This window comes from Streptomyces sp. NPDC051987, assembly GCF_040680735.1.
Taxonomy (GTDB): Bacteria; Actinomycetota; Actinomycetes; order Streptomycetales; family Streptomycetaceae; genus Streptomyces.
Window position 1 is genome coordinate 33976 of the sequence record NZ_JBFAXI010000029.1, and the last position, 22725, is coordinate 56700.

The following is a 22725-nucleotide window of genomic DNA, read 5'->3' on the forward strand; positions in this document are numbered from 1 at the left end:
CCACGGGGCACTCGTCATGGCGCGACGCAGCACATCAAGCTCGACGGGAAGACCGACGGGGGGCGGCCCGGCCGGTCCAGCTGGACCGGTCGGCCCGGCGGGGCCGCGCAACCGGACCCCGCAGCCGGTGCGGCTGCGCCGGCGCACGTTCGGGGACGTCGTCAAAGCGTTCCTCGCCTTCGTGGTGCTGCTTCTCCTCGTCGTCGGCGTCCCCGGCGCCCTCGCCGACTTCGTCGGCTGGCCCCTGCCGCGCGGCGTGCCCAGCATGGACTGGCTGTCGAAGCCGATCGACGTCCAGACCTTCCTGAACGCGCTGACGATCGTCGTCTGGCTGGCCTGGGCCCAGTTCACGGCCTGCGTGCTGGTGGAGGTCAAGGCCGCCGTCTCCGGCGTCGGCCTGCCCGGCCGGGTCCCCGGCGCCGGGCCCAGCCAGCTGCTCGCCCGGCAGCTCGTCGCCGCCCTGCTGCTGGTCGGTGCCACAGCCGCCAGCTTCACCCCGGGCCTCTCGCAGCTCGGGCACAGCCTGGAGGGCAACCAGAAGGGCACGGTGGCCACCGCGCAGGCGACCCCCGGCATCCTCGCGCAGCAGCAGGAGCAGGCGAAGAGCACCGCCGCCGCCCTCGCGGAGCAGGCCGGCCACGCCGCCGCCCAGGCCGAACAGGGCGGCTCCAGCGCCACGCACGGGGCGACGAAGTACTACCGGATCCAGCCGCCCGAGGGCCGCCACCACGACTCCCTGTGGGAGATCGCGCAGCGCCACCTCGGCGACGGCCGCCGGTACAAGGAGATCTACGAGCTCAACAAGGACCGCGTCCAGCCCGACGGCTCCCGGCTCTCCGAGGCCAGCCTCATCCGCCCCGGCTGGATCATGGAGATGCCCGGCGACGCGCACGGTGGCGAACTCGTCGAGAACCCCGACGCGCACGTCTCGCCGGAGGTCCGGCAGCAGATCGGCGACTACGCGAGGACCGGCGACCACGCCCAGACCCAGCACCAGCAGCAGCACCAGGAACAGGGCGGCGGGCAGCACGCGGGCGAGGACGGCGCCACCGCGCAGATCACCGTGCCCGGACCGCGCCAGGCCGACGACGGCACCGGCAGCCCCTACGCTCACGGCACCCCCTCGGCACACGGCAGCCCGGCGCACGGGTCTTCGGCGCTCGGGTCTTCGGCGCACGAGACCTCCGCGCACTCCTCCTTCGGGCTTTCCGAAGCCCTTCTCGGCGCCCCCCTCCTCGCCGCCGGTCTGCTCGCCGCCCTCGGCCGCCGGCGCCGTCAGGCCCTGTGGCAGTCGGCCCTCGGTGCCGTCGGCGGCCGGCGCGGCATGGAGCCGCCGGTCCCGACCGGCGACGCCCAGGACGTGCAGGACGCACTGCTGGTCGGCGCGGACCCGGACGGCGTGCGCCTGCTCGACCGGTCGCTGCGCGGACTCGCCGCCGCCCTCACCGCGGAGTCCCGCTCCCTGCCCGTCGTCTACGCGGCCTGGCTCAGCCACGGCGATCTGCACCTGCAGCTGGCCCAGCCGGCTGGCAAGCCCCCGGCGCCCTGGCAGCTCGGCCAGGACCAGACGTTCTGGACCCTGTCCCGTGCGGACGCCGAGCGCTACGAGGACACCGACGCCGCTGCGCCGTACCCCGGGCTCGTCAGCCTCGGCACGATGGACGACTCGCGGCTGCTGCTCAACCTGGAGGCGGTGCCCGGCATCGTCTCGCTGAGCGGCCGCGAGGCCGACCGGGCCGCGGTGTTCGCCTCGGTCGCCGCCGAACTCGCCACCAACGGCTGGTCGGACCGGATGACCATCACCCTGGTCGGCTTCGGCGCGGAGCTCACCCCGCTCGCCCCCAACCGGCTGCGCCATCTCGACGACGTGGAGGCGCTGTTCGAGACGATGGAGGCGGAGACCCGGCAGCGGCGCGGCGCGCTGGGGGCCGCCGACCACCACTCCGTCCTCACCGGCCGGACCGGGCCGGCCCAGCACACCCGCTGGGCGCCGAACCTCGTCCTGCTCGCCGGCCGGCCGTCCGACCAGGACGCCCAGCGGCTGGCCGAACTCGCCTCGGACGCCGCCCGGCTGGGCATCGGCTACCTGGTCGGCACCGACAGCGGCGACCTGCCCGGCGCCGCCTGGGCGATGGAGATCACCCCGGACGGCAGGCTCCTCGCCCCGCTCCTCGGCCTCGAACTGCAGGCCCAGTTGCTGCCCGCCGTCCAGCAGCGCGCGGTCGTCGAGCTCTTCGTAGAGGCCGACCCCGAGCACGACCCGGACGGCCCCACCACCACGCCGCCGTTCCTCGTCGACATCAGCGAACAGGGCCGCCCCGCGGTGTACGCGCGGCTCGTGGGTCCGTACGAGATCATCGGTCTGGACACCCCCGACGGTGAACGCAGCCCCCTCCTCCACGAGGCCCTCGCGCTCCTCCTGCTGCACCGCGAGGGCGTGCACCCGCGTGTGCTGTCGTCCGCGCTGTGGCCGCGGGGCGTGACGGAGGACGTCCGCGACGCCCTCCTGGAGCGGCTGCGCGGCTGGCTCGGCACCGACCCCGACGGCAGTCCCCGGCTGCGCTCCGACGCGGCCGGCCGCCTCACGCTCGCCAAGTCGGTCGTCTCCGACCTGGACGTGCTGCGCTCCCTCTACCACGAGGCCACCCAGGGCAAGGGCGTCGACAGCCGCGCGGTCCGCGGCCGGCTGCTCACCGACGCGCTCGTCCTGGTGCGCGGCCCGCTGCTGGCCGACCGCGCGGAGGGCCGTTACCGCTGGCTCACCCACGAGATCATCGACGCCCAGCTCCCGCTCCTGGTCGCCGACATCGGCCTCGCGCTGTCCGCGTTCCACCTGGAGAAGGACCGCGCGGAGAAGGCGATCGAGGCGCTCGGGGCGGCGCTGCGCACGGCCCCGGCGGACGAACGCCTCTGGAACGAACTGCTGCGGGCCACGCACGCCACCGGCGACCCGGACCGGCTGCGCGCCCTCGCCGCCGACCTCGTCGCCCGCAGCGGCGCGCGCGGCCTGCCCCCGCGCACCGAGGCACTCCTCGACGAGCTCCTCCCGACCTGGCGCGACGGCGCTGCCGCGACCGGATGACGACCGCCTCGGACATCGTCCTCCCGGCCGTCGCCGCCCTCTGGGGCGCGACGGCCGGCGCCCTGCTGCCCCGCGCCGCGTACCGCTTCTCGGCACCGGCGGGGGAGGAGTGGCGCAAGGAGTGCCCGGCGGGTCACCCCGTCAGCGGCTGGCTGGGCGCCGCCCCCTGCACTGCCTGCGCCACCGACTCCCCGGCCCAGGGGCCCACCACCGGCGGCGAACCCGCGGCCGCCGACAGCGAGGACGCCCCACCAGGGCCACCGGCACCCGACGACGAACGCCGCACGGGCGGTGCGGAGGGGAACACAAGACCCGCATCCACCCACGAACCCCCACCGGCCCCCGCCCCCGCCCCGGCCCCCGCCGCCGCACCGGCCCCCGCCCCGGCACCGGCCCCCGCCCCGGCCCTCACCGCCCTGGCCACCGCCCTCGTCTGCGCAGCCCTCGCCCTGGCCACCGGCACCCGCCCCGAGCTCGCCGTCTGGCTGCTGCTGGCGCCGGTCGGTGTGCTGCTCGCGCTGGTGGACTTCCGGGTGCAGCGGCTGCCCGACCCCCTCACCCTCCCCTTCGTCGCCGGCGCCCTCGCGCTCCTCGGGGTGACGGCCCTGCTCCCCGAGCACGCCGGCGACTGGCTCACCTCCCTCTACGCGGCCCTCGCCCTCGGCGGCGGCTACTTCGTCCTCTTCCTCGTCAACCCGGGCGCGATGGGCTTCGGCGACGTGAAGCTGGCCCTCGGCGCGGGTGCCGTCCTCGGCTGGTACGGCTGGCCCACCGTGCTGCTCGGCACCTTCGCCGGCTTCCTGTTCGGCGCCCTGTACGGCGGTGCGCTCGTCGTCGTCCGGAGGGCCGGGCGCAAGACGGCGATCGCGTTCGGGCCGTTCCTGGTCGCGGGGGTGTTCGCGGGGCTGCTGGTCGGCGCGTACACCGCCTGAGGTCGGGCCCTGCGAGGGGCTGGCGTAGGCTGGTTCGGTCCGTCCGCAAGCCATTACGAAAGGGACGCGCCCGGTGACCGAGAAGGCCGACCTTCAGTCCGTCCTCGACCGTGCCGCTGCCGGTGGGCGGATCACCCCGGAAGAGGCGCTCGACCTCTACCGCGACGCCCCCCTGCACGCGCTGGGTGCCGCCGCCGACGCCGTACGCCGCCGCCGGTACGCAGGCACCGAGCACATCGCGACGTACATCATCGAGCGGAACATCAACTACACGAACGTGTGCGTCACGGCGTGCAAGTTCTGCGCCTTCTACGCGGCTCCCAAGGACACCGCCAAGGGCTGGACCCGCGACCTCGACGACATCCTGCGCCGCTGCGCGGAGACCGTCGAGCTGGGCGGCACCCAGATCATGTTCCAGGGCGGCCACCACCCGGACTACGGCGTCGAGTACTACGAGAAGCACTTCAAGGCGATCAAGGACGCGTTCCCGCAGCTGGTCATCCACTCCCTCGGCGCGTCCGAGGTCGAGCACATGGCGAGGATCTCGGGTGTGTCGGTCGAAGAGGCCATCACCCGTATCCACGAGGCGGGCCTGGACTCCTTCGCCGGCGCCGGTGCGGAACTGCTTCCCGCGCGCCCCCGCAAGGCCATCGCGCCCCTCAAGGAGAGCGGCGAGCGCTGGCTGGAGATCATGGAGACCGCGCACAAGCTGGGAGTGGAGTCCACGTCCACGATGCTCATGGGCACCGGCGAGACCAACGCCGAGCGCATCGAGCACCTGCGCATGATCCGTGACGTCCAGGACCGCACGGGCGGCTTCCGCGCCTTCATCCCGTACACCTACCAGCCCGAGAACAACCACCTGAAGGGCCGCACCCAGGCCACGCTCTTCGAGTACCTGCGGATGATCGCCATCGCGCGGATCTTCATGGACAACATCGCCCACATCCAGGGCTCCTGGCTGACCACGGGCAAGGAGGTCGGCCAGCTCTCGCTCCACTACGGCGCGGACGACCTCGGCTCGATCATGCTGGAGGAGAACGTCGTCTCCTCGGCCGGCGCCAAGCACCGCTCCAACCGCCTGGAGATCATCGACCTGATCCGCAAGGCGGGCCGCGTCCCGGCGCAGCGCGCCACGACCTACGAGCACCTCGTCGTCCACGACGACCCGGCGAACGACCCGGTCGACGAGCGCGTGATGTCCCACATCTCCTCGACCGCGATCGAGGGCGGCACCGCGCACCCCGAACTGAAGCTCCTCGCCTCCAACTGACATAGAACTACGCGGAACTGACACAGAGGTGCAGACGATTCACATGGCGGACCGGGTCTTCGTCACCTGGGACGCCGAACCGGTCGCGAGCGGGGCGGTGGTCGTCGTGCAGGACCGGATCGCCGCCGTGGGGCCGTACGAGGAACTGCGCGGGCGCTTCCCGCTGGCGCGGGTCCGCACCTGGCCCGGCGCGCTGGGTCCCGCCCGCCTCCACGACGGACCCCTCCCGGCCGCCCCGAGCCCACGTGAGCGCGTGCACGCCGTGCTGAAGCGGGGGGCGGCAGCGGTCCTGGAGCGGTACGTCGACTCACCCGAACTGAGAGCGGCGGCGGAGCGCAATGACGTGGTAGTTGCTCCGGACGCGCCCCGGACCCCGGCGCTCGCGGAGTCCGGCCGGGCTGACCTGGCGGTGTTCGACGAGGCGGGGGAGTGCCTCGCGACGGTGTGCGCGGGCCGCCTGGTCCACCGGCGCACGTAAGAGCGCCCCGAAAGGGGCACGGAGGGAAACGCGCGACCAAGCGAGAACGTCTCCCCGGCCACGTCGTTCACCCCGATCATCGAGGTCAGCGCCATCCCGCCCCACGCGCCCGCGTCCGACAGCCCGAACACCTTCCTCAGCTGCGTGTGCAGCGCGAGGCTGTCGGAGTCGAGCCCCGACGGCATCACCGGCAGCGTGAACGAGACTTCCAGGCCGGGCCGTTCCTTCTGGAGGAACGCGATCGCCCGCGACCGCAGGGCGACCGAGGCGGCGTCGGTCAGCGTGTCGCCCTCGATGCCGAAGCCGGCCTGCGTGGAACCGACGGCGTCCAGCGCGGCGCCGTACGCGGCCGCGAGGTGGGCGATCCGCGACTTCACGGCCGGACTGCCGACGGCCTCCGTCCCGTTCCACGCGGGCGTGCAAGCGCTGCCGTCGGCGATCACCAAGGCCAGGTTGTACGTCGAGGGCGACCCCGCGCCGGCTCCCGCTGGACAGCCAGTGGTTCATGTTCGGCGTCGGCTGGATCCTGATCGCGGTGTTCGTCGTGGCGTGCGGCTGGGTGGAGGACGTGGCCGCCAAGAAGAAGCCGAGGCTTCTGCCCTGAGGGCGTGCTGCAAGAATGGCAGGCGTGACCCGCGCTTCCCTGAACAAGCAGCCGCACGAAGTCGCCTCGATGTTCGACGACGTGGCGGAACGGTACGACCTGACCAACGACGTCCTGTCGCTCGGTCAGGACCGCCAGTGGCGCAAGGAGGTCGCCAAGGCGGTCGACGCGCGCCCCGCGCAGAAGATCCTGGACCTGGCGGCCGGCACGGGCACCTCCTCCCAGCCGTTCGTCCGGGCCGGCGCCTATGTCGTGCCCTGCGACTTCTCCCTCGGGATGCTCCAGGTCGGCAAGCGGCGCAACGCCTGGATGCCCTTCACCGCGGGGGACGCCACCCGGCTGCCGTTCGGGGACGACACCTTCGACGCCGTGACGATCTCCTTCGGGCTGCGCAACGTCCAGGACACCGACGCGGCCCTGCGCGAGATGTACCGGGTGACGCGGCCCGGCGGGCGGGTCGTGATCTGCGAGTTCTCGCACCCGACCTGGGCGCCGCTGCGGACCGTCTACACCGAGTACCTGATGCGTGCACTGCCGCCGGTCGCCCGCGCGGTCTCCTCCAACCCGGACGCCTACGTCTACCTCGCCGAGTCCATCCGTGCCTGGCCCGACCAGCCCGCCCTGGCCGGACGGCTGCGCGAGGCGGGCTGGTCGAAGGTGGCCTGGCGCAACCTCACCGGCGGGATCGTCGCCCTGCACCGGGGCTTCAAGGAGGCCTGAGCGCCGGCCGGCGACTCACCGGCTGCTCACCTCGAAGGCGTCCCCGGGCCGGTCCAGCTCCCGTTGCAGTCCGCCGCTCGGCGGCCGTGGCACGCGCGGCTCGCGCACGCCCCCGCCGCCCTCGCCCTCACCGAAGTCGAACCACACGTACACCATCGAGTCCCGCGGCACCTCGGCACCGGCTTGCGGGAACTGGCGCACGACGTAGTCGACGACCGTGAGATGGAAGTCCGGCCGGTCCGGCGCGTTCAGGAACAGGCCCCGCGACCGGGCGGTCTCGCGCGCGTCCACGGCCATCAGGCCGACGAGCCGTGGCACGCGCACTTCGGGTGTTTTGGGTGTTATATGCACAGATGTCACCCCCAGCGGTACTGGAAGGGTAACCCCCCGCGCAGGGCAATCGGAAGCAATAAGTGTCTTTCTGTAACAGATAGTCACTCTCTGTAGTTGTCGGAGTGGTCGCCGCGCAGGTCGAGCCGGAAGCAGAGCGCCTCCTCGGCGAGCCGCGGGTGCGGGAAGGTCTCCGCCAGCTCCATCCCGAGGCGCCGGGCGACCGCGACCGACCGCTCGTTCCCCGGCCGCACCATCGCCACCACCCGCGGCACCCCCGCCGCCCGCAGCCGCGCCAGCGTCATGTGCCCCGCCGCCGTCACGTACCCCTTGCCCCAGTGGGGCCGCCCGAGCCGCCACCCGATCTCGATCTCGCCCCGGGGTCCCCAGTCCGGGGCCCACGGCTGGGCGCCGGTGAAGCCGATGACCTCTCCCGACTCGTCGGTCATCGTCCACAGGCAGAAGCCGAGCTCCGCGTCGTGCCGGCGCTGGCGCGCGGTGAGCTCCTCGTAGACGGACAGCTCCGCGGACCTCCCGCCGTAGAACTCCATGACCTCCGGGTCGTCGAAGACCCGGTGCCAGGCGAACGCGTCCTCGTGCGTGGGTACACGCAGCCGTACCGCGGGGAGAGCTCGGTTCACAGGGGCGGCCCTTCAGCAGGGTGATCAGTACCGCTGAATAGACTGCCCATGTCCAGTGCCGGTCGGCACGCAGATTTCGAGCCTTGGGGAGCCCCCGCCGTGACCGAGCCCCTCTCCGAAAACACCGCCGATGTCATCGTCGTCGGCGCGGGGCCAGCCGGCTCCACTACGGCCTACCACCTCGCCAAGGCCGGCCTCGACGTCCTCCTGCTGGAGAAGACCGAGTTCCCGCGCGAGAAGGTGTGCGGCGACGGACTCACCCCGCGCGCGGTGAAGCAGCTGGTCGCCATGGGCATCGACATCTCCGAGGAGGCCGGCTGGCTGCGCAACAAGGGCCTGCGCATCATCGGCGGCGGCACCCGCCTCCAGCTCGACTGGCCGGATCTCGCCTCCTTCCCCGACTACGGCCTGGTCCGCAAACGCGACGACTTCGACGAACAGCTCGCCCGGCAGGCGCAGAAGGCGGGCGCCCGCCTCTACGAGCGCTGCAACGTCGGCGCCCCGATCGTCGACGACCGCACCGGCCGGATCACCGGTGTGCACGCCAAGCTCGGTGAGGAGAAGCGGGAGGTCACCTTCCACGCCCCGCTCGTCGTGGCCGCCGACGGCAATTCCACCCGGCTCTCCCTCGCGATGGGCCTGCACCGCCGCGAGGACCGCCCGATGGGCGTGGCCGTCCGGACCTACTTCACCTCCCCCCGCCATGACGACGACTACCTGGAGTCCTGGCTGGAACTCTGGGACCGCCGCGGCCCCCAGGACCGCCTGCTGCCCGGCTACGGCTGGATCTTCGGCATGGGCGACGGCACCTCCAACGTGGGTCTCGGCGTCCTGAACACCTCCGACTCCTTCAAGGAACTGGACTGGCGCGAGGTCCTCAAGGCCTGGTGCGCCTCCATGCCCGAGGACTGGGGCTACACCCCCGAGAACATGACCGGCCCGATCCGCGGCGCCGCCCTCCCCATGGCCTTCAACCGCCAGCCCCACTACACGCGCGGCCTCCTCCTCGTCGGCGACGCCGGCGGCCTGGTGAACCCCTTCAACGGCGAGGGCATCGCCTACGCCATGGAGTCCGGCCAGATCGCCGCCGACGTCATCGTCCAGGCCCACGCGCGGGCCACGCCCGGCGGGCGCGAGCTGGCCCTGCAGCGCTACCCGCGCGTCCTCAAGGACACCTACGGCGGCTACTACACCCTGGGCCGCGCCTTCGTGAAGCTCATCGGCAACCCGAAGGTCATGCAGATCGCCGCCCAGCGCGGCCTGACCCACCCGCTGCTGATGAAGTTCACCCTGAAGCTCCTGGCGAACCTCACCGACCCGACCGGCGGCGACGCGATGGACCGCATCATCAACGGCCTGAGCAAGGTGGCCCCGAAGGCCTGACCGCTCCTACGCACCGATCGCCTCGATGTTGGCGGCCCGGCGGGCATGGACGTCCTCCCGCCGGGCCGCCACCTGGCGCAGCGCTTCCTTCCGCTCCCGCGTGGAGAGCCGGTCGAGATACACGTGTCCGTTCACATGGTCGGTCTCGTGTGCCAGGCAGCGGGCGAAATACCCCGTTCCCTCGATGGTGAGCGGATTCCCGTCTTTGTCCTGTCCGTGCACGACCACCCGGTCCGGCCGCGGCACGTCCATGACGGCACCGGGCACCGACAGGCATCCCTCGCTGTCCTCGAGCAGCCGCCGCCCGGCCGGGTCCGACGCCTCCAGCACCGGGTTGACGAGGTGCCCGACGTGTCGGACACCGTCGTCGTCGGGGCAGTCGTACACGAACAGCCGCAGGTCGACCCCGACCTGGTTGGCGGCGAGGCCGGCTCCGTCGGCGATGTACATGGTGAGGAACATGTCGTCGATGAGTGCGGCGAGGTCGGGGCCGAACTCGGTGACGTCACGGCACGGCCTGTGCAGGACCTCCTCACCGGTCTCGGTGATCCGGCGCACCGAACCGCGCCGGGCCTCGGGGGCGTGCCGGGGGTAGTGGTCCTGGGGTTTCCCCTGGACGAAGACGCGTGGCATCGCAGTGTCTCCTTCTCGGATCTCGGGCCGCCGCGCCGTGTGCGGGCGGCCTGCGTCGAGCATCCCAGGAGTCACCGGATCATGTGCGGGCCTGTGGAAAACCCTCGCGCCCTCCTGCGTCCTGTGGACGACCGGGAGAAGGGCGGGGACGCCGGAAGGGCCGCTGCCCCCGAGCGGCTGCGGCCCTACCGTGCTTGTGCGATGCCTGAGTTGTCCTCGTTGCCCGGGTTGTCAGAGCACCCGCACCGCGCCGGTCGGCGGGTCGTACGACAGCGGGTGCTCACCCACACCGCTGGAGGGGTTCTGCGCGCCGACGAACATGCCGTCACCGACGTACACCGCCACGTGGTACGCGCTGCCCGCGCTGCCCCAGTAGAGGATGTCGCCGGGCTGGAGGTTGCTCAGCGAGACCTGGGTGCCCTGCGTCGACTGGTCCTGGGAGACGCGCGGCAGGCTGACGCCGACGGACTTGAAGGCGGCCTGGACGAGGCCCGAGCAGTCCCACGAGTTGGGGCCCGTGCCGCCGGAGACGTAGGCGTCGCCGATCTGCGCCTTCACGAAGGCGACCACCGCGGCGGCCGAACCGGTCGCCGTGGACGTGCTCGTGGAGGTGCTGGAGCTCGTGGTGGCGCTGAGGACGGTCCGCTCGGCGCTGCGGGAGGCGGCGCGCTCCGCGGCGGCCTTGCGGGCCTCCTCGGCCTTCTTCTTGGCCTCGGCCTTCTGCTTGGCCTGGGCGAGGTCCGCCTTGGCCTGCTTCGCGGCATTTGCGGCGGCCGCGTCGCGCTCGGCCTGGAGGGTGTAGTTCGCCGCGGCCTGCTGCGTGGCGTCGGCGGACTGGGCCACCTGAGTGGCCAGATCGGCCGTCAGGGTGGGCAGTTCGAGCGTCTGCGTCACGGGTTCGGCGGCACTCGCCGAGGCCGCGCCCGCCGCTGCCATGCCGAGGACACCACTGGCAACTCCGGCGCGCACGGCGATGCTTGTCGTCGCGCTGCGGCGGGGCTTCCGGTGGCTGCGTATGTGAGCGGTGTGGGACATGGGAACAACCGGTATCAGGGGCTCCTTCATATCTACAAGAAACGTGTGCTGCGCCACAGTTGCTCAATCGAGACGCCAAATCCCCCGCATGTCTTTCTTTATTGACGCCGTAACGGACATTGCGGACTCTCGCGATCAAGCCCGTGATCACGCTGTTTCGCTGTTACGTCCGAATTGCCCCCGACTTACCATCGGTTGCGATGATTGGCCAAGCCCCGTTCTCAGGCGCCTCTTATCCATGTGGCGGAGGTCACGGAACGGTCACCGGGAGGGAGGCGTCTCGCGCGGGTGCGGAGCCGGTGTCGGGTCCGCCCGGGTTCGTGAACGCGTGCACGCGTCCACATCGCCTCCCCCATCTCCCTCCGACGTGTGAACGCGGTCCTCTATCAAGGAGTCCCGTCCATCGCCAATTTGCATGCAGAGGAACTCTCTTGATATAGAGACGCCCGCTCGAAACCTTCTCCCGCCTGCATCGACGATCGAAAATGTCACTTCTGGTGATCACCTGAACGCTTCGCGTGTGAAGATCACCACTCATCCGACTTCATGATCGATCGTCAGGTGGTGGAGATCACAAAGCTTGTGCAATACCCCGTGTCGCAGATCACAGAGCGGCGGGCATAAGATGCGAGGCAGTTGGGCTTGTGACCTGCTTCACATGTTCGCGATCTTCGCCCGGGACGCGCGGGGTTCGCGTGACGGACGAGGCAGGTGGGAAGCCCGATCCGAACCGCCACCAGTCAGTGCCGACTGAGAGGAGCGAGGAGCGGTGAACGCCTATGCGCCCATCCTCGTACTGGGAGCCCTCGGGGCAGGCTTTGCGATCTTCTCCGTGGTCATGGCCACGCTGATCGGTCCGAAGCGGTACAACCGCGCCAAGCTCGAAGCCTACGAGTGCGGAATCGAGCCGACCCCCACGCCGGCCGGCGGCGGGCGTTTCCCGATCAAGTACTACCTGACGGCGATGCTCTTCATCGTCTTCGACATCGAGATCGTCTTCCTCTACCCCTGGGCCGTCACCTTCGACGCCCTGGGTGTCTTCGGGCTCGTGGAGATGCTGCTCTTCGTGCTCACCGTCTTCGTCGCCTACGCGTACGTGTGGCGGCGCGGCGGCCTGGAATGGGACTGAGGGGCTTTACGTCATGGGACTCGAAGAAAAGCTGCCGAGCGGATTCCTGCTGACCACCGTCGAGCAGGCCGCCGGCTGGGTGCGCAAGGCGTCCGTCTTCCCCGCCACCTTCGGCCTCGCCTGCTGCGCCATCGAGATGATGACCACCGGCGCCGGCCGTTACGACCTGGCCCGCTTCGGCATGGAGGTCTTCCGCGGCTCACCCCGCCAGGCCGACCTCATGATCGTCGCCGGCCGGGTCAGCCAGAAGATGGCGCCGGTGCTCAGGCAGGTCTACGACCAGATGCCCAACCCCAAGTGGGTGATCTCCATGGGCGTCTGCGCCTCCTCGGGCGGCATGTTCAACAACTACGCGATCGTCCAGGGCGTCGACCACATCGTCCCCGTCGACATCTACCTGCCCGGCTGCCCGCCGCGCCCGGAGATGCTGATGGACGCGATCCTCAAGCTCCACCAGAAGATCCAGACCTCCAAGCTCGGCGTCAACGCGAGGGAAGCGGCCCGGGAGGCGGAGGAGGCGGCGCTCAAGGCCCTGCCCACGATCGAGATGAAGGGGCTGCTGCGGTGAGCGACGCGAACGGCCACAACGGGGTCAACCCCGAGAAGGACCTCGCCGCCGACAACCTCCCCGGCCAGCGCGGCCAGGGCGGTGAGGAGATCCGCGTCCAGCGCGGCATGTTCGGCGCGAACAACGGCGGCGACACCTCCGGCTACGGCGGCCTGGTCCGCTCGGTCCGCCTCCCGGGACCCGCGACCCGCCCCTACGGCGGCTGGTTCGACGAGGTCGCCGACGAGCTGGAGGGCGCCCTGGAGGAACAGGGCCTCCTTCCCGAGAACGCCATCGAGAAGACGGTCGTCGACCGCGGCGAGCTCACCTTCCACGTCGAACGCGAGCACCTGCCGCGCGTCGCCCGCACCCTGCGCGACGACCCGGCCCTGCGCTTCGAACTGTGCACCGGCGTCAGCGGCGTCCACTACCTGCACGACAAGGGCCGCGAGCTGCACGCCGTCTACCACCTGCGCTCGATCACCCACAACCGGCTGATCCGCCTGGAGGTCAGCGCCCCGGACGCCGACCCGCACATCCCGTCCCTGGTCTCCGTCTACCCGACCAACGACTGGCACGAGCGCGAGACCTACGACTTCTTCGGAATCGTCTTCGACGGTCACCCGGCCCTGACGCGGATCATGATGCCGGACGACTGGCAGGGCCATCCGCAGCGCAAGGACTACCCCCTCGGCGGCATCCCCGTCGAGTACAAGGGCGCCCAGATCCCGGCTCCGGACCAGCGGAGGTCGTACTCATGAGCACGCAGCACGCAACTCCGCGGGAGACCACCGAGGGCACCGTCTACACGGTCACCGGCGGCGACTGGGACGAGATCGTCCAGTCCGCGGCCCGCGCGGACGACGAGCGCATCGTCGTCAACATGGGTCCCCAGCACCCGTCCACCCATGGAGTGCTCCGCCTCATCCTGGAGATCGACGGCGAGACGGTCACCGAGGCCCGCTGCGGCATCGGCTACCTCCACACCGGGATCGAGAAGAACCTCGAGTTCCGCACGTGGACGCAGGGCACCACGTTCGTGACGCGCATGGACTACCTGACGTCCTTCTTCAACGAGACCGCCTACTGTCTCGCCGTCGAGAAGCTCCTCGGCATCGAGGACCAGATCACCGAACGCGCCAAGATCATCCGGGTGCTCCTGATGGAGTTGAACCGGCTCTCCTCCCACCTGGTGTGCATCGCCACCGGCGGCATGGAGCTCGGCGCCACCACGATCATGATCTACGGTTTCCGTGATCGTGAAATGATTCTCGATCTCTACGAACTGATCACCGGCCTGCGGATGAACCACGCCTACATCCGCCCCGGCGGCCTCGCCCAGGACCTGCCGCCCGGCGCGGTCGACCAGATCCGCGAGTTCGTGAAGAAGATGCGCAAGAACCTCCCGGAGTACGACAAGCTCGCCACCGGGAACCCCATCTTCAAGGCCCGCATGCAGGACATCGGCTACCTCGACCTGGCCGGCTGCATGGCCCTCGGCGCCACCGGTCCCATCCTGCGCTCCGCCGGCCTGCCGCACGACCTGCGCAAGGCACAGCCCTACTGCGGCTACGAGACGTACGACTTCGAGATCCCGACCGCCGACACCTGCGACGCCTACGGCCGCTTCCTGGTCCGCCTGGAGGAGATGCGCCAGTCGCTCGGGATCGTCGAGCAGTGCCTGGACCGGCTCCAGCCCGGACCGGTCATGGTCGCCGACAAGAAGATCGCCTGGCCCGCCCAGCTCGCCCTCGGGCCGGACGGCCTCGGCAACTCCCTCGACCACATCAAGAAGATCATGGGCACCTCCATGGAGGCCCTGATCCACCACTTCAAGCTGGTCACCGAGGGCTTCCGGGTGCCGCCCGGACAGGCCTACGCGGCTGTCGAGTCCCCCAAGGGCGAACTCGGCGTGCACGCCGTGTCCGACGGCGGCACCCGCCCCTACCGGGTCCACTTCCGCGACCCGTCCTTCACCAACCTGCAGGCCATGGCGGCGATGTGCGAGGGCGGCCAGGTCGCCGACGTCATCGTCGCGGTGGCGTCCATCGACCCCGTGATGGGAGGCGTCGACCGGTGACCACCTCTTCCTCGGAGCGCGGTGTCAGCCTGGGCATGCCCGAGCTGCCCGCGCCCGCGTACCCGGACGACGTCCGGACCCGCCTGGAGGCGGACGCGCGCGACATCGTCGCCCGCTACCCCGACTCCCGGTCCGCCCTGCTGCCGCTGCTGCACCTCGTGCAGGCGGAGGAGGGCCACGTCACCCGCACCGGGATGCAGTTCTGTGCGGACGTCCTGGAGCTGACCACGGCCGAGGTCACCGCCGTCGCCACCTTCTACACCATGTACCGGCGCAAGCCCTCCGGCGACTACCAGGTGGGCGTCTGCACCAACACGCTGTGCGCGGTCATGGGGGGTGACGCGATCTTCGAGACCCTCCAGGAGCACCTGGGCGTCGGCAACGGCGAGACCACCGGCGACGGCAAGGTCACCCTGGAACACATCGAGTGCAACGCGGCCTGCGACTTCGCGCCCGTCGTGATGGTCAACTGGGAGTTCTTCGACAACCAGACCCCGGCCAGCGCCAAACGCCTGGTCGACGACCTGCGCGCGGGCCGGGACGTCCAGCCCACGCGCGGCGCCCGGCTGTGCACCTTCAAGGAGACCGCGCGGATCCTGGCCGGCTTCCCCGACGAGCGGCCCGGGGCCGTCGAGGAGGGCGGGAGTGCGGGACCCGCGTCGCTGGTGGGCCTCCGCCTGGCACGGGGTGAGGCCGCACCCGCGCGCGTCGTCCATCCACGCGGAGGTCCGCAGGAGACGCAGAGCCGGCCGGACCGGCCGGTGCACGAGCCGTCGCCGACCGAGCACCTCAGTTCCCACGACGCACCGCAGGAGACCTCGGCCTCCGACCCGTCGCACCCGGCAGGGCCTGCCGCCGAGGAGGGGGAGTGATGAGCGTGGTACCCGACCTCAAGGACACCAGCCCCGAGAAGCTGCTCGCACCCGTGCTGTCGGCCTTCTGGGACGAGGACCGGTCCTGGACGCTCGACGTCTACCGCAGGCACGAGGGATACGAGGGGCTCCGCAAGGCGCTCGCCATGTCACCGGACGACCTGATCGCCTATGTCAAGGAGTCCGGACTGCGCGGCCGCGGCGGCGCGGGCTTCCCCACCGGGATGAAGTGGCAGTTCATCCCGCAGGGAGACGGCAAACCGCATTATCTGGTTGTCAACGCCGACGAATCCGAGCCCGGGACCTGCAAGGACATCCCGCTCCTCTTCGCCAACCCGCACAGCCTCATCGAGGGCATCGTGATCGCGTGCTACGCCATCCGGTCGTCGCACGCCTTCATCTACCTGCGGGGTGAAGTCGTCCCCGTCCTGCGGCGGTTGCACGAGGCCGTGCGCGAGGCCTACGCGGCCGGCTTCCTCGGCGAGAACATCCTCGGCAGCGGACTCGACCTGCAACTCACCGTGCACGCCGGCGCCGGCGCGTACATCTGCGGTGAGGAGACCGCGCTGCTCGACTCGCTCGAAGGCCGCCGCGGCCAACCGCGGCTGCGTCCCCCCTTCCCTGCTGTCGAAGGGCTCTATGCCTGCCCGACTGTGGTGAACAACGTCGAGTCCATCGCCTCGGTTCCCGCCATCCTGCACAAGGGCAAGGAATGGTTCAGGTCGATGGGGAGCGAGAAGTCACCCGGCTTCACGCTCTACTCCCTCAGCGGCCACGTCGCGAGCCCCGGCCAGTACGAGGCACCGCTCGGCGTCACCCTGCGCCAGCTCCTCGACATGAGCGGCGGGATGCGCACCGGCCACCGCCTGAAGTTCTGGACCCCCGGCGGCTCCTCGACGCCGATGTTCACCGACGAACACCTCGACGTCCCCCTGGACTACGAAGGAGTGGGCGCCGCCGGTTCCATGCTCGGCACCAAAGCGCTCCAGTGCTTCGACGAGACCACCTGCGTGGTGCGCGCCGTCACCCGCTGGACCGAGTTCTACGCCCACGAGTCCTGCGGCAAGTGCACGCCCTGCCGCGAAGGCACCTACTGGCTCGTCCAGCTGCTGCGCGACATCGAGGCGGGCAAGGGCGTCATGTCCGACCTCGACAAGCTGAACGACATCGCCGACAACATCAACGGCAAGTCCTTCTGCGCCCTCGGCGACGGCGCGGCGTCCCCGATCTTCTCCTCGCTCAAGTACTTCCGCGAGGAGTACGAACAGCACATCACGGGCCGGGGCTGCCCCTTCGACCCGGCCAAGTCGACGGCCTGGGCGGACCGCCCGGAGGTGAACGCATGACCGTGACCACGAGTTCCCCCTCCTCGGGGGGAACGGCGGCGGTCCCGCCGCAGGACCTCGTCACGCTGACGATCGACGGCATCGAGATCAGTGTGCCCAAGGGCACCCTGGTCATCCGCGCCGCCGAACAACTCGGCATCGAGATCCCGCGCTTCTGCGACCACCCCCTGCTCGACCCGGCCGGCGCCTGCCGCCAGTGCATCGTCGAGGTCGAGGGCCAGCGCAAGCCCATGGCGTCCTGCACGATCACCTGTACGGACGGCATGGTGGTGAAGACTCACCTCACCTCACCCGTGGCCGAGAAGGCCCAGCACGGTGTGATGGAACTGCTGCTGATCAACCACCCGCTGGACTGCCCGGTCTGCGACAAGGGCGGCGAGTGCCCGCTGCAGAACCAGGCGATGTCGCACGGCAACGCCGAGTCCCGCTTCGACGGCAGGAAGCGCACCTACGCCAAGCCCGTCCCGATCTCCACCCAGGTGGTCCTGGACCGCGAACGGTGCGTCCTGTGCGCCCGCTGCACCCGGTTCTCCAACCAGGTCGCCGGCGACCCGATGATCGAGCTCCTGGAGCGCGGCGCGCTGCAGCAGGTCGGCACCGGCGAGGGCGACCCGTTCGAGTCGTACTTCTCCGGGAACACCATCCAGATCTGCCCGGTGGGCGCGCTGACCTCGGCGGCGTACCGCTTCCGCTCCCGCCCCTTCGACCTGGTCTCCTCGCCGTCCGTGTGCGAGCACTGCTCGGGCGGCTGCGCCACCCGCACCGACCACCGGCGCGGCAAGGTCATGCGGCGGCTCGCCGCCAACGACCCCGAGGTCAACGAGGAGTGGATCTGCGACAAGGGACGCTTCGCGTTCCGGTACGCGCAGCAGAAGGACCGTCTGGAGACCCCGCTGGTCCGCAACGACCAGGGTGTCCTCGAACCCGCCTCCTGGCCCGAGGCCCTTGAAGCGGCCGCCCGGGGACTGGCCGCCGCCCGCTCCCGTGCCGGCGTCCTCACCGGCGGCCGGCTCACCGTCGAGGACGCCTACGCGTACAGCAAGTTCGCGCGCGTGGCCCTGGACACCAACGACATCGACTTCCGCGCGCGCGTGCACAGCGGCGAGGAGGCCGACTTCCTGGCCGCCCGGATCGCCGGCCGCGGCCACGACCTGGACGGCACGGGCGTCACCTACACCTCCCTGGAGAAGGCGCCCGCCGTCCTGCTGGTCGGGTTCGAGTCGGAGGAGGAGGCCCCTGGCGTCTTCCTGCGGCTGCGCAAGGCCTGGCGCAAGCGCAAACAGCAGGTGTACGCGCTCGCCACCCACCCCACCCGCGGGCTGGAGAAGGCCGGCGGCACGCTGCTGCCGGCCGCGCCCGGCACCGAGACCGAGTGGCTGGACGCCCTGGCGAGCGGCGTCGGCCTCGAAGAGCCCGGTACCCGGGCCGCCGAGGCGCTGCGCACCGAGGGCGCGGTGATCGTCGTCGGAGAGCGGCTGGCGTCGGTCGCCGGCGGCCTCACCGCCGCCGTTCGGGCCGCCACCGCAACCGGCGCCCGGCTGGTGTGGATCCCGCGCCGGGCCGGTGAGCGCGGTGCGATCGAGGCCGGTGCGCTGCCGTCGCTGCTGCCCGGCGGCCGTCCGGCCACCGACCCCCGCGCGCGTGCGGAGGTCGCCGCCGTCTGGGGCGTCGCCGAACTCCCGCTCCGCTACGGCCGCGACACCGGCGAGATCGTCGAGGCCGCCGCCCGCGGCGAGCTCTCCGCCCTGCTGGTCGCCGGCGTCGAGGTCGCCGACCTGCCCGACCCGGCACGCGCGCGTGCCGCACTCGAAGCCGTCGGCTTCCTGGTCTCGCTGGAGCTGCGGCCCAGCGAGGTCACCGAACACGCCGACGTCGTCCTGCCGGTCGCCGCGGTCGCCGAGAAGGCCGGCACCTTCCTCAACTGGGAAGGCCGGGCGCGTCTGTTCGAGGCCGCCCTCAAGCCGGAGCAGATGACCCGGCGGCTCCCGCCCACCGACGCGCGCGTGCTGCAGATGCTCGCCGACGCCATGGACGTCCACCTCGGCCTGCCCGACCTGCGCACCGCGCGGGCGGAACTGGACCGGCTCGGCGCCTGGGACGGGGCGAGGGCCTCCGACCCGCTGGAGACGACCGCGCCGCTGCCGCGGCCCGCGGCCGGGGAGGCGGTGCTCGCCGGGCACCGGCTCCTCCTCGACCAGGGCGTCCTCCAGGAGGGCGACGAGGCACTGGCAGGCACCCGGCACGCCGCCCACGCGCGCGTGTCCGCGGCGACCGCGGCCGAGGCGGGCGTCGAGAACGGCGGCCTCATCGCCGTCACCGGGAGCTCCGGCACCGTCGAACTCCCGCTCCGGATCACCGACATGACCGACCGGGTGGTGTGGGTCCCGCTGAACTCGGTCGGCGGCGGCGTCGCCTCCGACACCGGCGCCCTGCCCGGCTCCCTCGTCCGCATCGGCCCGGCGGACACCGCCGGTGAGGCACCCAAGGAGGTGGAGGCATGAGCCCGTTCCTCGCCGCTGAAGACCTCTCCATGTTCGGCCGCGACCCCTGGTGGCTGGTCGTCCTCAAAGCGGTCTTCTGCTTCGCCTTCCTGATGGTGACCGTGCTGATCTCCATCGTGATGGAGCGCAAGGTCGTCGCCTGGATGCAGCTGCGCATCGGCCCCAACCGGCACGGCCCCTGGGGCATGCTGCAGTCGCTCGCCGACGGCATCAAGCTGATGCTCAAGGAAGACGTCGTCGTCAAACGCGCGGACAAGGCCGTCTACGTCCTCGCGCCGATCGTCGCGGCGATCCCGGCGTTCATGGCCATCGCGGTCATCCCGTTCGGTCCGGCCGACAACGAGATCTCCATCTTCGGCCACCGCACCACGATGCAGCTCACCGACCTGCCGATCGCGATGCTCTACATCCTCGCGGTCGCCTCCGTCGGCATCTACGGCATCGTCCTCGCCGGCTGGAGCTCCGGCTCCACCTATCCGCTCCTCGGCGGCCTGCGCTCCTGCGCCCAGATGATCTCCTACGAGATCGCCATGGGCGCCGCGTTCGCCTCCGTGTTCCTGTACTCCGGGTCGATGTCGACGTCCACGATCGTCGACCAGCAACAGGGCCGCTGGTACATCCTGTTGCTGCCGGTCTCGTTCGTCCTCTACGTCGTCACCATGATCGGCGAGACCAACCGCGCCCCCTTCGACATGCCCGAGTCCGAGGGCGACCTGGTCGGCGGCTTCAACACCGAGTACTCGTCGATCAAGTTCGCGATGTTCATGCTCGCCGAGTACGTCAACATGGTGACCGTCTCGGCCGTGTCGACCACCCTGTTCCTCGGCGGCTGGCGGGCCCCCTGGCCGATCAGCACCGTCTGGGCGGGCGCCAACCACGGCTGGTGGCCGATGCTCTGGTTCGTCGCCAAGGTCGTCCTGCTGCTGTTCGGCTTCGTCTGGGTGCGCGGCACCCTCCCGCGGGTGCGCTACGACCAGCTGATGAAGCTCGGCTGGAAGGTCCTCATCCCGGTTTCCGTCGTCTGGCTGATGCTCGTCGCGACCGTGCGGACCCTGCGCAACCAGAACTACGGCTTCGCCGACATCGCCCTCTACGTCGGCGGCGGGATCCTCGCCCTGCTGGTCCTGTCCTTCGTCGTCGACATGTTCCGCGACCAGGGCAAGGAGGCCGCGCAGCCCGCCGCCGAACCGGCCGCGTTCGACCCGATGGCGGGCGGCTTCCCCGTACCGCCGCTGCCCGGACAGGAACTGCCGCCGGTGCCCCGGCGCAGGCCCCGCCGGGAGCGGGAGCTGATTGTCAGTGGTGGACCGGACACTGTCAGTGACGGATCTACGGATGGAAAGGAGGCGTCCGATGGCTGAGGAGCCCAAGGAGACCAAGCCCGGTTTCCAGAACCCCGTGGCCGGCTTCGGCGTGACCTTCAAGGCCATGTTCAAGAAGCGGCTGACCGAGCAGTACCCGGAGCAGAAGAAGACCACGGCCCCGCGGTTCCACGGACGGCACCAGCTCAACCGCCATCCGGACGGCCTGGAGAAGTGCGTCGGCTGCGAGCTGTGCGCCTGGGCCTGCCCCGCCGACGCCATCTACGTGGAGGGCGCCGACAACACCGACGAGGAGCGCTACTCGCCCGGCGAGCGCTACGGCCGCGTCTACCAGATCAACTACGCCCGCTGCATCCTGTGCGGCCTGTGCATCGAGGCGTGCCCCACGCGCGCGCTGACGATGACCAACGAGTTCGAACTGGCCGACAGCAGCCGCGCGAACCTCATCTACACCAAGGAACAGCTCCTCGCCGGCCTCGAAGAGGGCATGGTCGACACGCCGCACGCGATCTTCCCGGGGACCGACGAACAGGACTACTACCGGGGCCTGGTCACCGAGGCCGCGCCCGGGACCGTACGCCAGGTGGCCGTCTCCAAGGGCGAAGCCCCGCAGGAAGCCGACGCCACCTCGGGCCCGGACGAACCGGCCTCGCAGGAGGTGATCGGCCGATGAACCCGCAGCAGCTCGCCGCCTACGCCACCTCCACCGGCGAGGCCTTCCAGTTCTGGGTCCTCGGCACCGTCGCCGTGATCGGTGCGCTGTCCACCGTCTTCATGAAGCGGGCCGTGCACAGCGCGCTGTCCCTCGCCGGAACCATGATCATCCTGGCGGTGTTCTACCTCGCCAACGGCGCCTACTTCCTCGGCATCGTGCAGATCGTGGTCTACACCGGCGCGATCATGATGCTGTTCCTCTTCGTGGTGATGCTGGTCGGCGTGACCGCCGCCGACTCCCTGAAGGAGACCATCAAGGGCCAGCGCTGGCTGGCCCTGCTGTGCGGGGCCGGCTTCGGTGTCCTGCTCCTCGCGGGCATCGCCAACGCCTCCCTGAAGAACTTCCAAGGCACCGGCCAGGCCAACGCCAACGGCAACGTGCAGGGCCTCGCCGCCCTCATCTTCACCAAGTACGTCTACGCCTTCGAGATCACCGGCGCCCTGCTCATCACCGCCGCCGTCGGGGCCATGGTGCTCACCCACCGCGAGCGCACCGAACGCGCCAGGACCCAGCGCGAGCAGTCCGAACAGCGCGTCCGCGAAGGCAAGCACGTGCCGCCGCTGCCCGCCCCCGGCGTCTACGCCCGGCACAACGCCGTGGACATCGCCGGCCTGCTCCCCGACGGCACCCCGTCCGAGCTCACCGTCAGCAGGACGCTCCGCGACCGCGGCCAGATGCGCGACGTGTCCGCGGAGGCGCTGGGCGACCTGCGGGCTCTCGAACAGCGCTCCGAGGACCGGCTGGAGCGCACCCCGATCGAACCCGCCGGCTTCAAGCGCAGCGAGGAGGCGTCGAAGTGAATCCCGTCTACTACCTCTACCTCGCCGCCCTGTTGTTCACCATCGGCGCCACCGGTGTGCTGATCAGACGGAACGCGATCGTCGTCTTCATGTGCATCGAGCTGATGCTGAATGCCTGCAACCTCGCGTTCGTCGTCTTCTCCCGGATGCACGGCAATCTCGACGGCCAGATCATCGCCTTCTTCACGATGGTCGTCGCCGCCGCGGAGGTCGTGGTCGGGCTCGCGATCATCGTGTCGCTGTTCCGTACCCGCCACTCGGCCTCGGTCGACGACGCCAGCCTGATGAAGCTGTAAGGGGTC

Annotated in this window: 21 protein-coding genes and 2 pseudogenes; 18 read left to right on the top strand and 5 right to left on the bottom strand. The window is 70.8% G+C overall.

Translation table 11 applies throughout. The features are described from left to right. Nucleotides 1-16: 16 nt before the first annotated feature. From AB0M11_RS17935 to AB0M11_RS17950, 4 genes are all read left to right on the top strand, one after another. Nucleotides 17-3082 carry a BTAD domain-containing putative transcriptional regulator gene (locus AB0M11_RS17935; RefSeq protein WP_365706408.1) on the top strand — a complete coding sequence of 1022 codons (3066 nt, stop codon included), beginning with the start codon at nucleotides 17-19 and terminating at the stop codon, nucleotides 3080-3082. Beyond that, a complete protein-coding gene (locus AB0M11_RS17940) occupies nucleotides 3079-4014 on the top strand; it encodes an A24 family peptidase (RefSeq protein WP_365706410.1) in 936 nt (311 codons plus the stop codon). The genes AB0M11_RS17935 and AB0M11_RS17940 overlap by 4 nt, the downstream gene beginning before the upstream one ends. Before the next feature lie 73 nt (nucleotides 4015-4087). Continuing rightward, nucleotides 4088-5287, top strand: a complete 1200-nt coding sequence (gene mqnC / locus AB0M11_RS17945; RefSeq protein WP_365706412.1) for a cyclic dehypoxanthinyl futalosine synthase — start codon at nucleotides 4088-4090, stop codon at nucleotides 5285-5287. Between the two features lie 28 nt (nucleotides 5288-5315). Then, entirely contained in the window at nucleotides 5316-5765 is a 450-nt protein-coding gene (locus tag AB0M11_RS17950; RefSeq protein WP_365706414.1) for a hypothetical protein, read from the top strand. 38 nt (nucleotides 5766-5803) lie between these two features. On the opposite strand, the pseudogene AB0M11_RS17955 reads toward AB0M11_RS17950, so the two are convergent. Continuing rightward, a pseudogene (locus AB0M11_RS17955) lies at nucleotides 5804-6241 on the bottom strand (hydrolase); the annotation flags it as partial. Between AB0M11_RS17955 and AB0M11_RS17960 the strand changes: the two are divergent. Next, nucleotides 6241-6369 (top strand): annotated as a pseudogene (locus tag AB0M11_RS17960) (acyltransferase); the annotation flags it as partial. The pseudogenes AB0M11_RS17955 and AB0M11_RS17960 overlap by 1 nt on opposite strands. Before the next feature lie 24 nt (nucleotides 6370-6393). After that, nucleotides 6394-7089 carry a demethylmenaquinone methyltransferase gene (locus AB0M11_RS17965; RefSeq protein ID WP_365706416.1) on the top strand — a complete coding sequence of 232 codons (696 nt, stop codon included), beginning with the start codon at nucleotides 6394-6396 and terminating at the stop codon, nucleotides 7087-7089. A 15-nt stretch (nucleotides 7090-7104) separates the two neighbouring features. Here the strand turns inward: AB0M11_RS17965 and AB0M11_RS17970 are convergent, their stop codons facing one another. Then, nucleotides 7105-7413, bottom strand: a complete 309-nt coding sequence (locus tag AB0M11_RS17970; RefSeq protein ID WP_365706418.1) for a PASTA domain-containing protein — start codon at nucleotides 7411-7413, stop codon at nucleotides 7105-7107. 110 nt (nucleotides 7414-7523) lie between these two features. After that, the gene (locus AB0M11_RS17975) at nucleotides 7524-8060 is read right to left on the bottom strand and encodes a GNAT family N-acetyltransferase (protein ID WP_365706420.1); all 537 of its coding nucleotides are present in this window, start codon (nucleotides 8058-8060) and stop codon (nucleotides 7524-7526) included. Nucleotides 8061-8108: 48 nt separating this feature from the next. Here AB0M11_RS17975 and AB0M11_RS17980 point away from each other — a divergent pair, with 48 nt between their 5' ends. Next, nucleotides 8109-9443 (top strand): geranylgeranyl reductase family protein, encoded by a 1335-nt coding sequence (locus AB0M11_RS17980; protein ID WP_365706422.1) that lies wholly within the window; start codon nucleotides 8109-8111, stop codon nucleotides 9441-9443. Between the two features lie 6 nt (nucleotides 9444-9449). Here AB0M11_RS17980 and def read toward each other — a convergent pair whose 3' ends face one another. Beyond that, nucleotides 9450-10076 carry a peptide deformylase gene (def, locus tag AB0M11_RS17985; RefSeq protein WP_365706424.1) on the bottom strand — a complete coding sequence of 209 codons (627 nt, stop codon included), beginning with the start codon at nucleotides 10074-10076 and terminating at the stop codon, nucleotides 9450-9452. Between the two features lie 231 nt (nucleotides 10077-10307). Next, nucleotides 10308-11111, bottom strand: coding sequence for a C40 family peptidase (locus AB0M11_RS17990; protein ID WP_365706426.1), 804 nt, complete (start codon nucleotides 11109-11111; stop codon nucleotides 10308-10310). 769 nt (nucleotides 11112-11880) lie between these two features. Between AB0M11_RS17990 and AB0M11_RS17995 the strand changes: the two genes are divergently transcribed. Genes AB0M11_RS17995 through nuoK form a run of 11 tightly spaced genes read left to right on the top strand, consistent with a single transcriptional unit; the run spans nucleotide 11881 to nucleotide 22719 of the window. Continuing rightward, the gene (locus AB0M11_RS17995; RefSeq protein ID WP_007383963.1) at nucleotides 11881-12240 is read left to right on the top strand and encodes an NADH-quinone oxidoreductase subunit A; all 360 of its coding nucleotides are present in this window, start codon (nucleotides 11881-11883) and stop codon (nucleotides 12238-12240) included. A 13-nt stretch (nucleotides 12241-12253) separates the two neighbouring features. After that, entirely contained in the window at nucleotides 12254-12808 is a 555-nt protein-coding gene (locus AB0M11_RS18000) for an NADH-quinone oxidoreductase subunit B family protein (RefSeq protein ID WP_152885510.1), read from the top strand. Then, complete coding sequence (locus AB0M11_RS18005; RefSeq protein ID WP_365706428.1) at nucleotides 12805-13548, top strand: NADH-quinone oxidoreductase subunit C; 744 nt, start codon at nucleotides 12805-12807, stop codon at nucleotides 13546-13548. The genes AB0M11_RS18000 and AB0M11_RS18005 overlap by 4 nt, the downstream gene beginning before the upstream one ends. Beyond that, nucleotides 13545-14867 carry an NADH-quinone oxidoreductase subunit D gene (locus AB0M11_RS18010; RefSeq protein WP_365706430.1) on the top strand — a complete coding sequence of 441 codons (1323 nt, stop codon included), beginning with the start codon at nucleotides 13545-13547 and terminating at the stop codon, nucleotides 14865-14867. The genes AB0M11_RS18005 and AB0M11_RS18010 overlap by 4 nt, the downstream gene beginning before the upstream one ends. Further along, on the top strand, nucleotides 14864-15739 hold the full coding sequence (nuoE, locus tag AB0M11_RS18015) for an NADH-quinone oxidoreductase subunit NuoE (RefSeq protein ID WP_365706432.1): 876 nt from the start codon (nucleotides 14864-14866) through the stop codon (nucleotides 15737-15739). The genes AB0M11_RS18010 and nuoE overlap by 4 nt, the downstream gene beginning before the upstream one ends. Continuing rightward, nucleotides 15736-17085 (top strand): NADH-quinone oxidoreductase subunit NuoF, encoded by a 1350-nt coding sequence (nuoF, locus tag AB0M11_RS18020; protein ID WP_365706434.1) that lies wholly within the window; start codon nucleotides 15736-15738, stop codon nucleotides 17083-17085. The genes nuoE and nuoF overlap by 4 nt, the downstream gene beginning before the upstream one ends. Then, a complete protein-coding gene (locus tag AB0M11_RS18025; protein WP_365706436.1) occupies nucleotides 17082-19586 on the top strand; it encodes an NADH-quinone oxidoreductase subunit G in 2505 nt (834 codons plus the stop codon). Before nuoF ends, AB0M11_RS18025 begins: the two co-directional genes overlap by 4 nt. Next, nucleotides 19583-20947, top strand: coding sequence for an NADH-quinone oxidoreductase subunit NuoH (gene nuoH, locus AB0M11_RS18030; RefSeq protein WP_365706438.1), 1365 nt, complete (start codon nucleotides 19583-19585; stop codon nucleotides 20945-20947). Before AB0M11_RS18025 ends, nuoH begins: the two co-directional genes overlap by 4 nt. Continuing rightward, entirely contained in the window at nucleotides 20940-21581 is a 642-nt protein-coding gene (gene nuoI / locus AB0M11_RS18035) for an NADH-quinone oxidoreductase subunit NuoI (RefSeq protein ID WP_365706440.1), read from the top strand. Before nuoH ends, nuoI begins: the two co-directional genes overlap by 8 nt. Next, nucleotides 21578-22423 carry an NADH-quinone oxidoreductase subunit J gene (locus tag AB0M11_RS18040; protein ID WP_365706442.1) on the top strand — a complete coding sequence of 282 codons (846 nt, stop codon included), beginning with the start codon at nucleotides 21578-21580 and terminating at the stop codon, nucleotides 22421-22423. The genes nuoI and AB0M11_RS18040 overlap by 4 nt, the downstream gene beginning before the upstream one ends. Further along, nucleotides 22420-22719: an NADH-quinone oxidoreductase subunit NuoK gene (gene nuoK, locus AB0M11_RS18045; protein WP_046726439.1), complete on the top strand. Its 300-nt coding sequence runs from the start codon at nucleotides 22420-22422 to the stop codon at nucleotides 22717-22719. The genes AB0M11_RS18040 and nuoK overlap by 4 nt, the downstream gene beginning before the upstream one ends. Nucleotides 22720-22725 lie beyond the last annotated feature (6 nt).

Coding starts and splice junctions, on each gene's coding strand:
- AB0M11_RS17990 (WP_365706426.1), bottom strand. CDS start 11,111: ATGTCCCACACCGCTCACATACGCAGCCACCGGAAGCCCCGCCGCAGC.
- AB0M11_RS17940 (WP_365706410.1), top strand. CDS start 3,079: ATGACGACCGCCTCGGACATCGTCCTCCCGGCCGTCGCCGCCCTCTGG.
- AB0M11_RS17935 (WP_365706408.1), top strand. CDS start 17: ATGGCGCGACGCAGCACATCAAGCTCGACGGGAAGACCGACGGGGGGC.
- AB0M11_RS18010 (WP_365706430.1), top strand. CDS start 13,545: ATGAGCACGCAGCACGCAACTCCGCGGGAGACCACCGAGGGCACCGTC.
- def (WP_365706424.1), bottom strand. CDS start 10,076: ATGCCACGCGTCTTCGTCCAGGGGAAACCCCAGGACCACTACCCCCGG.
- AB0M11_RS18000 (WP_152885510.1), top strand. CDS start 12,254: ATGGGACTCGAAGAAAAGCTGCCGAGCGGATTCCTGCTGACCACCGTC.
- nuoH (WP_365706438.1), top strand. CDS start 19,583: ATGAGCCCGTTCCTCGCCGCTGAAGACCTCTCCATGTTCGGCCGCGAC.
- AB0M11_RS17980 (WP_365706422.1), top strand. CDS start 8,109: ATGTCCAGTGCCGGTCGGCACGCAGATTTCGAGCCTTGGGGAGCCCCC.
- AB0M11_RS18040 (WP_365706442.1), top strand. CDS start 21,578: ATGAACCCGCAGCAGCTCGCCGCCTACGCCACCTCCACCGGCGAGGCC.
- nuoI (WP_365706440.1), top strand. CDS start 20,940: ATGGCTGAGGAGCCCAAGGAGACCAAGCCCGGTTTCCAGAACCCCGTG.
- AB0M11_RS18025 (WP_365706436.1), top strand. CDS start 17,082: ATGACCGTGACCACGAGTTCCCCCTCCTCGGGGGGAACGGCGGCGGTC.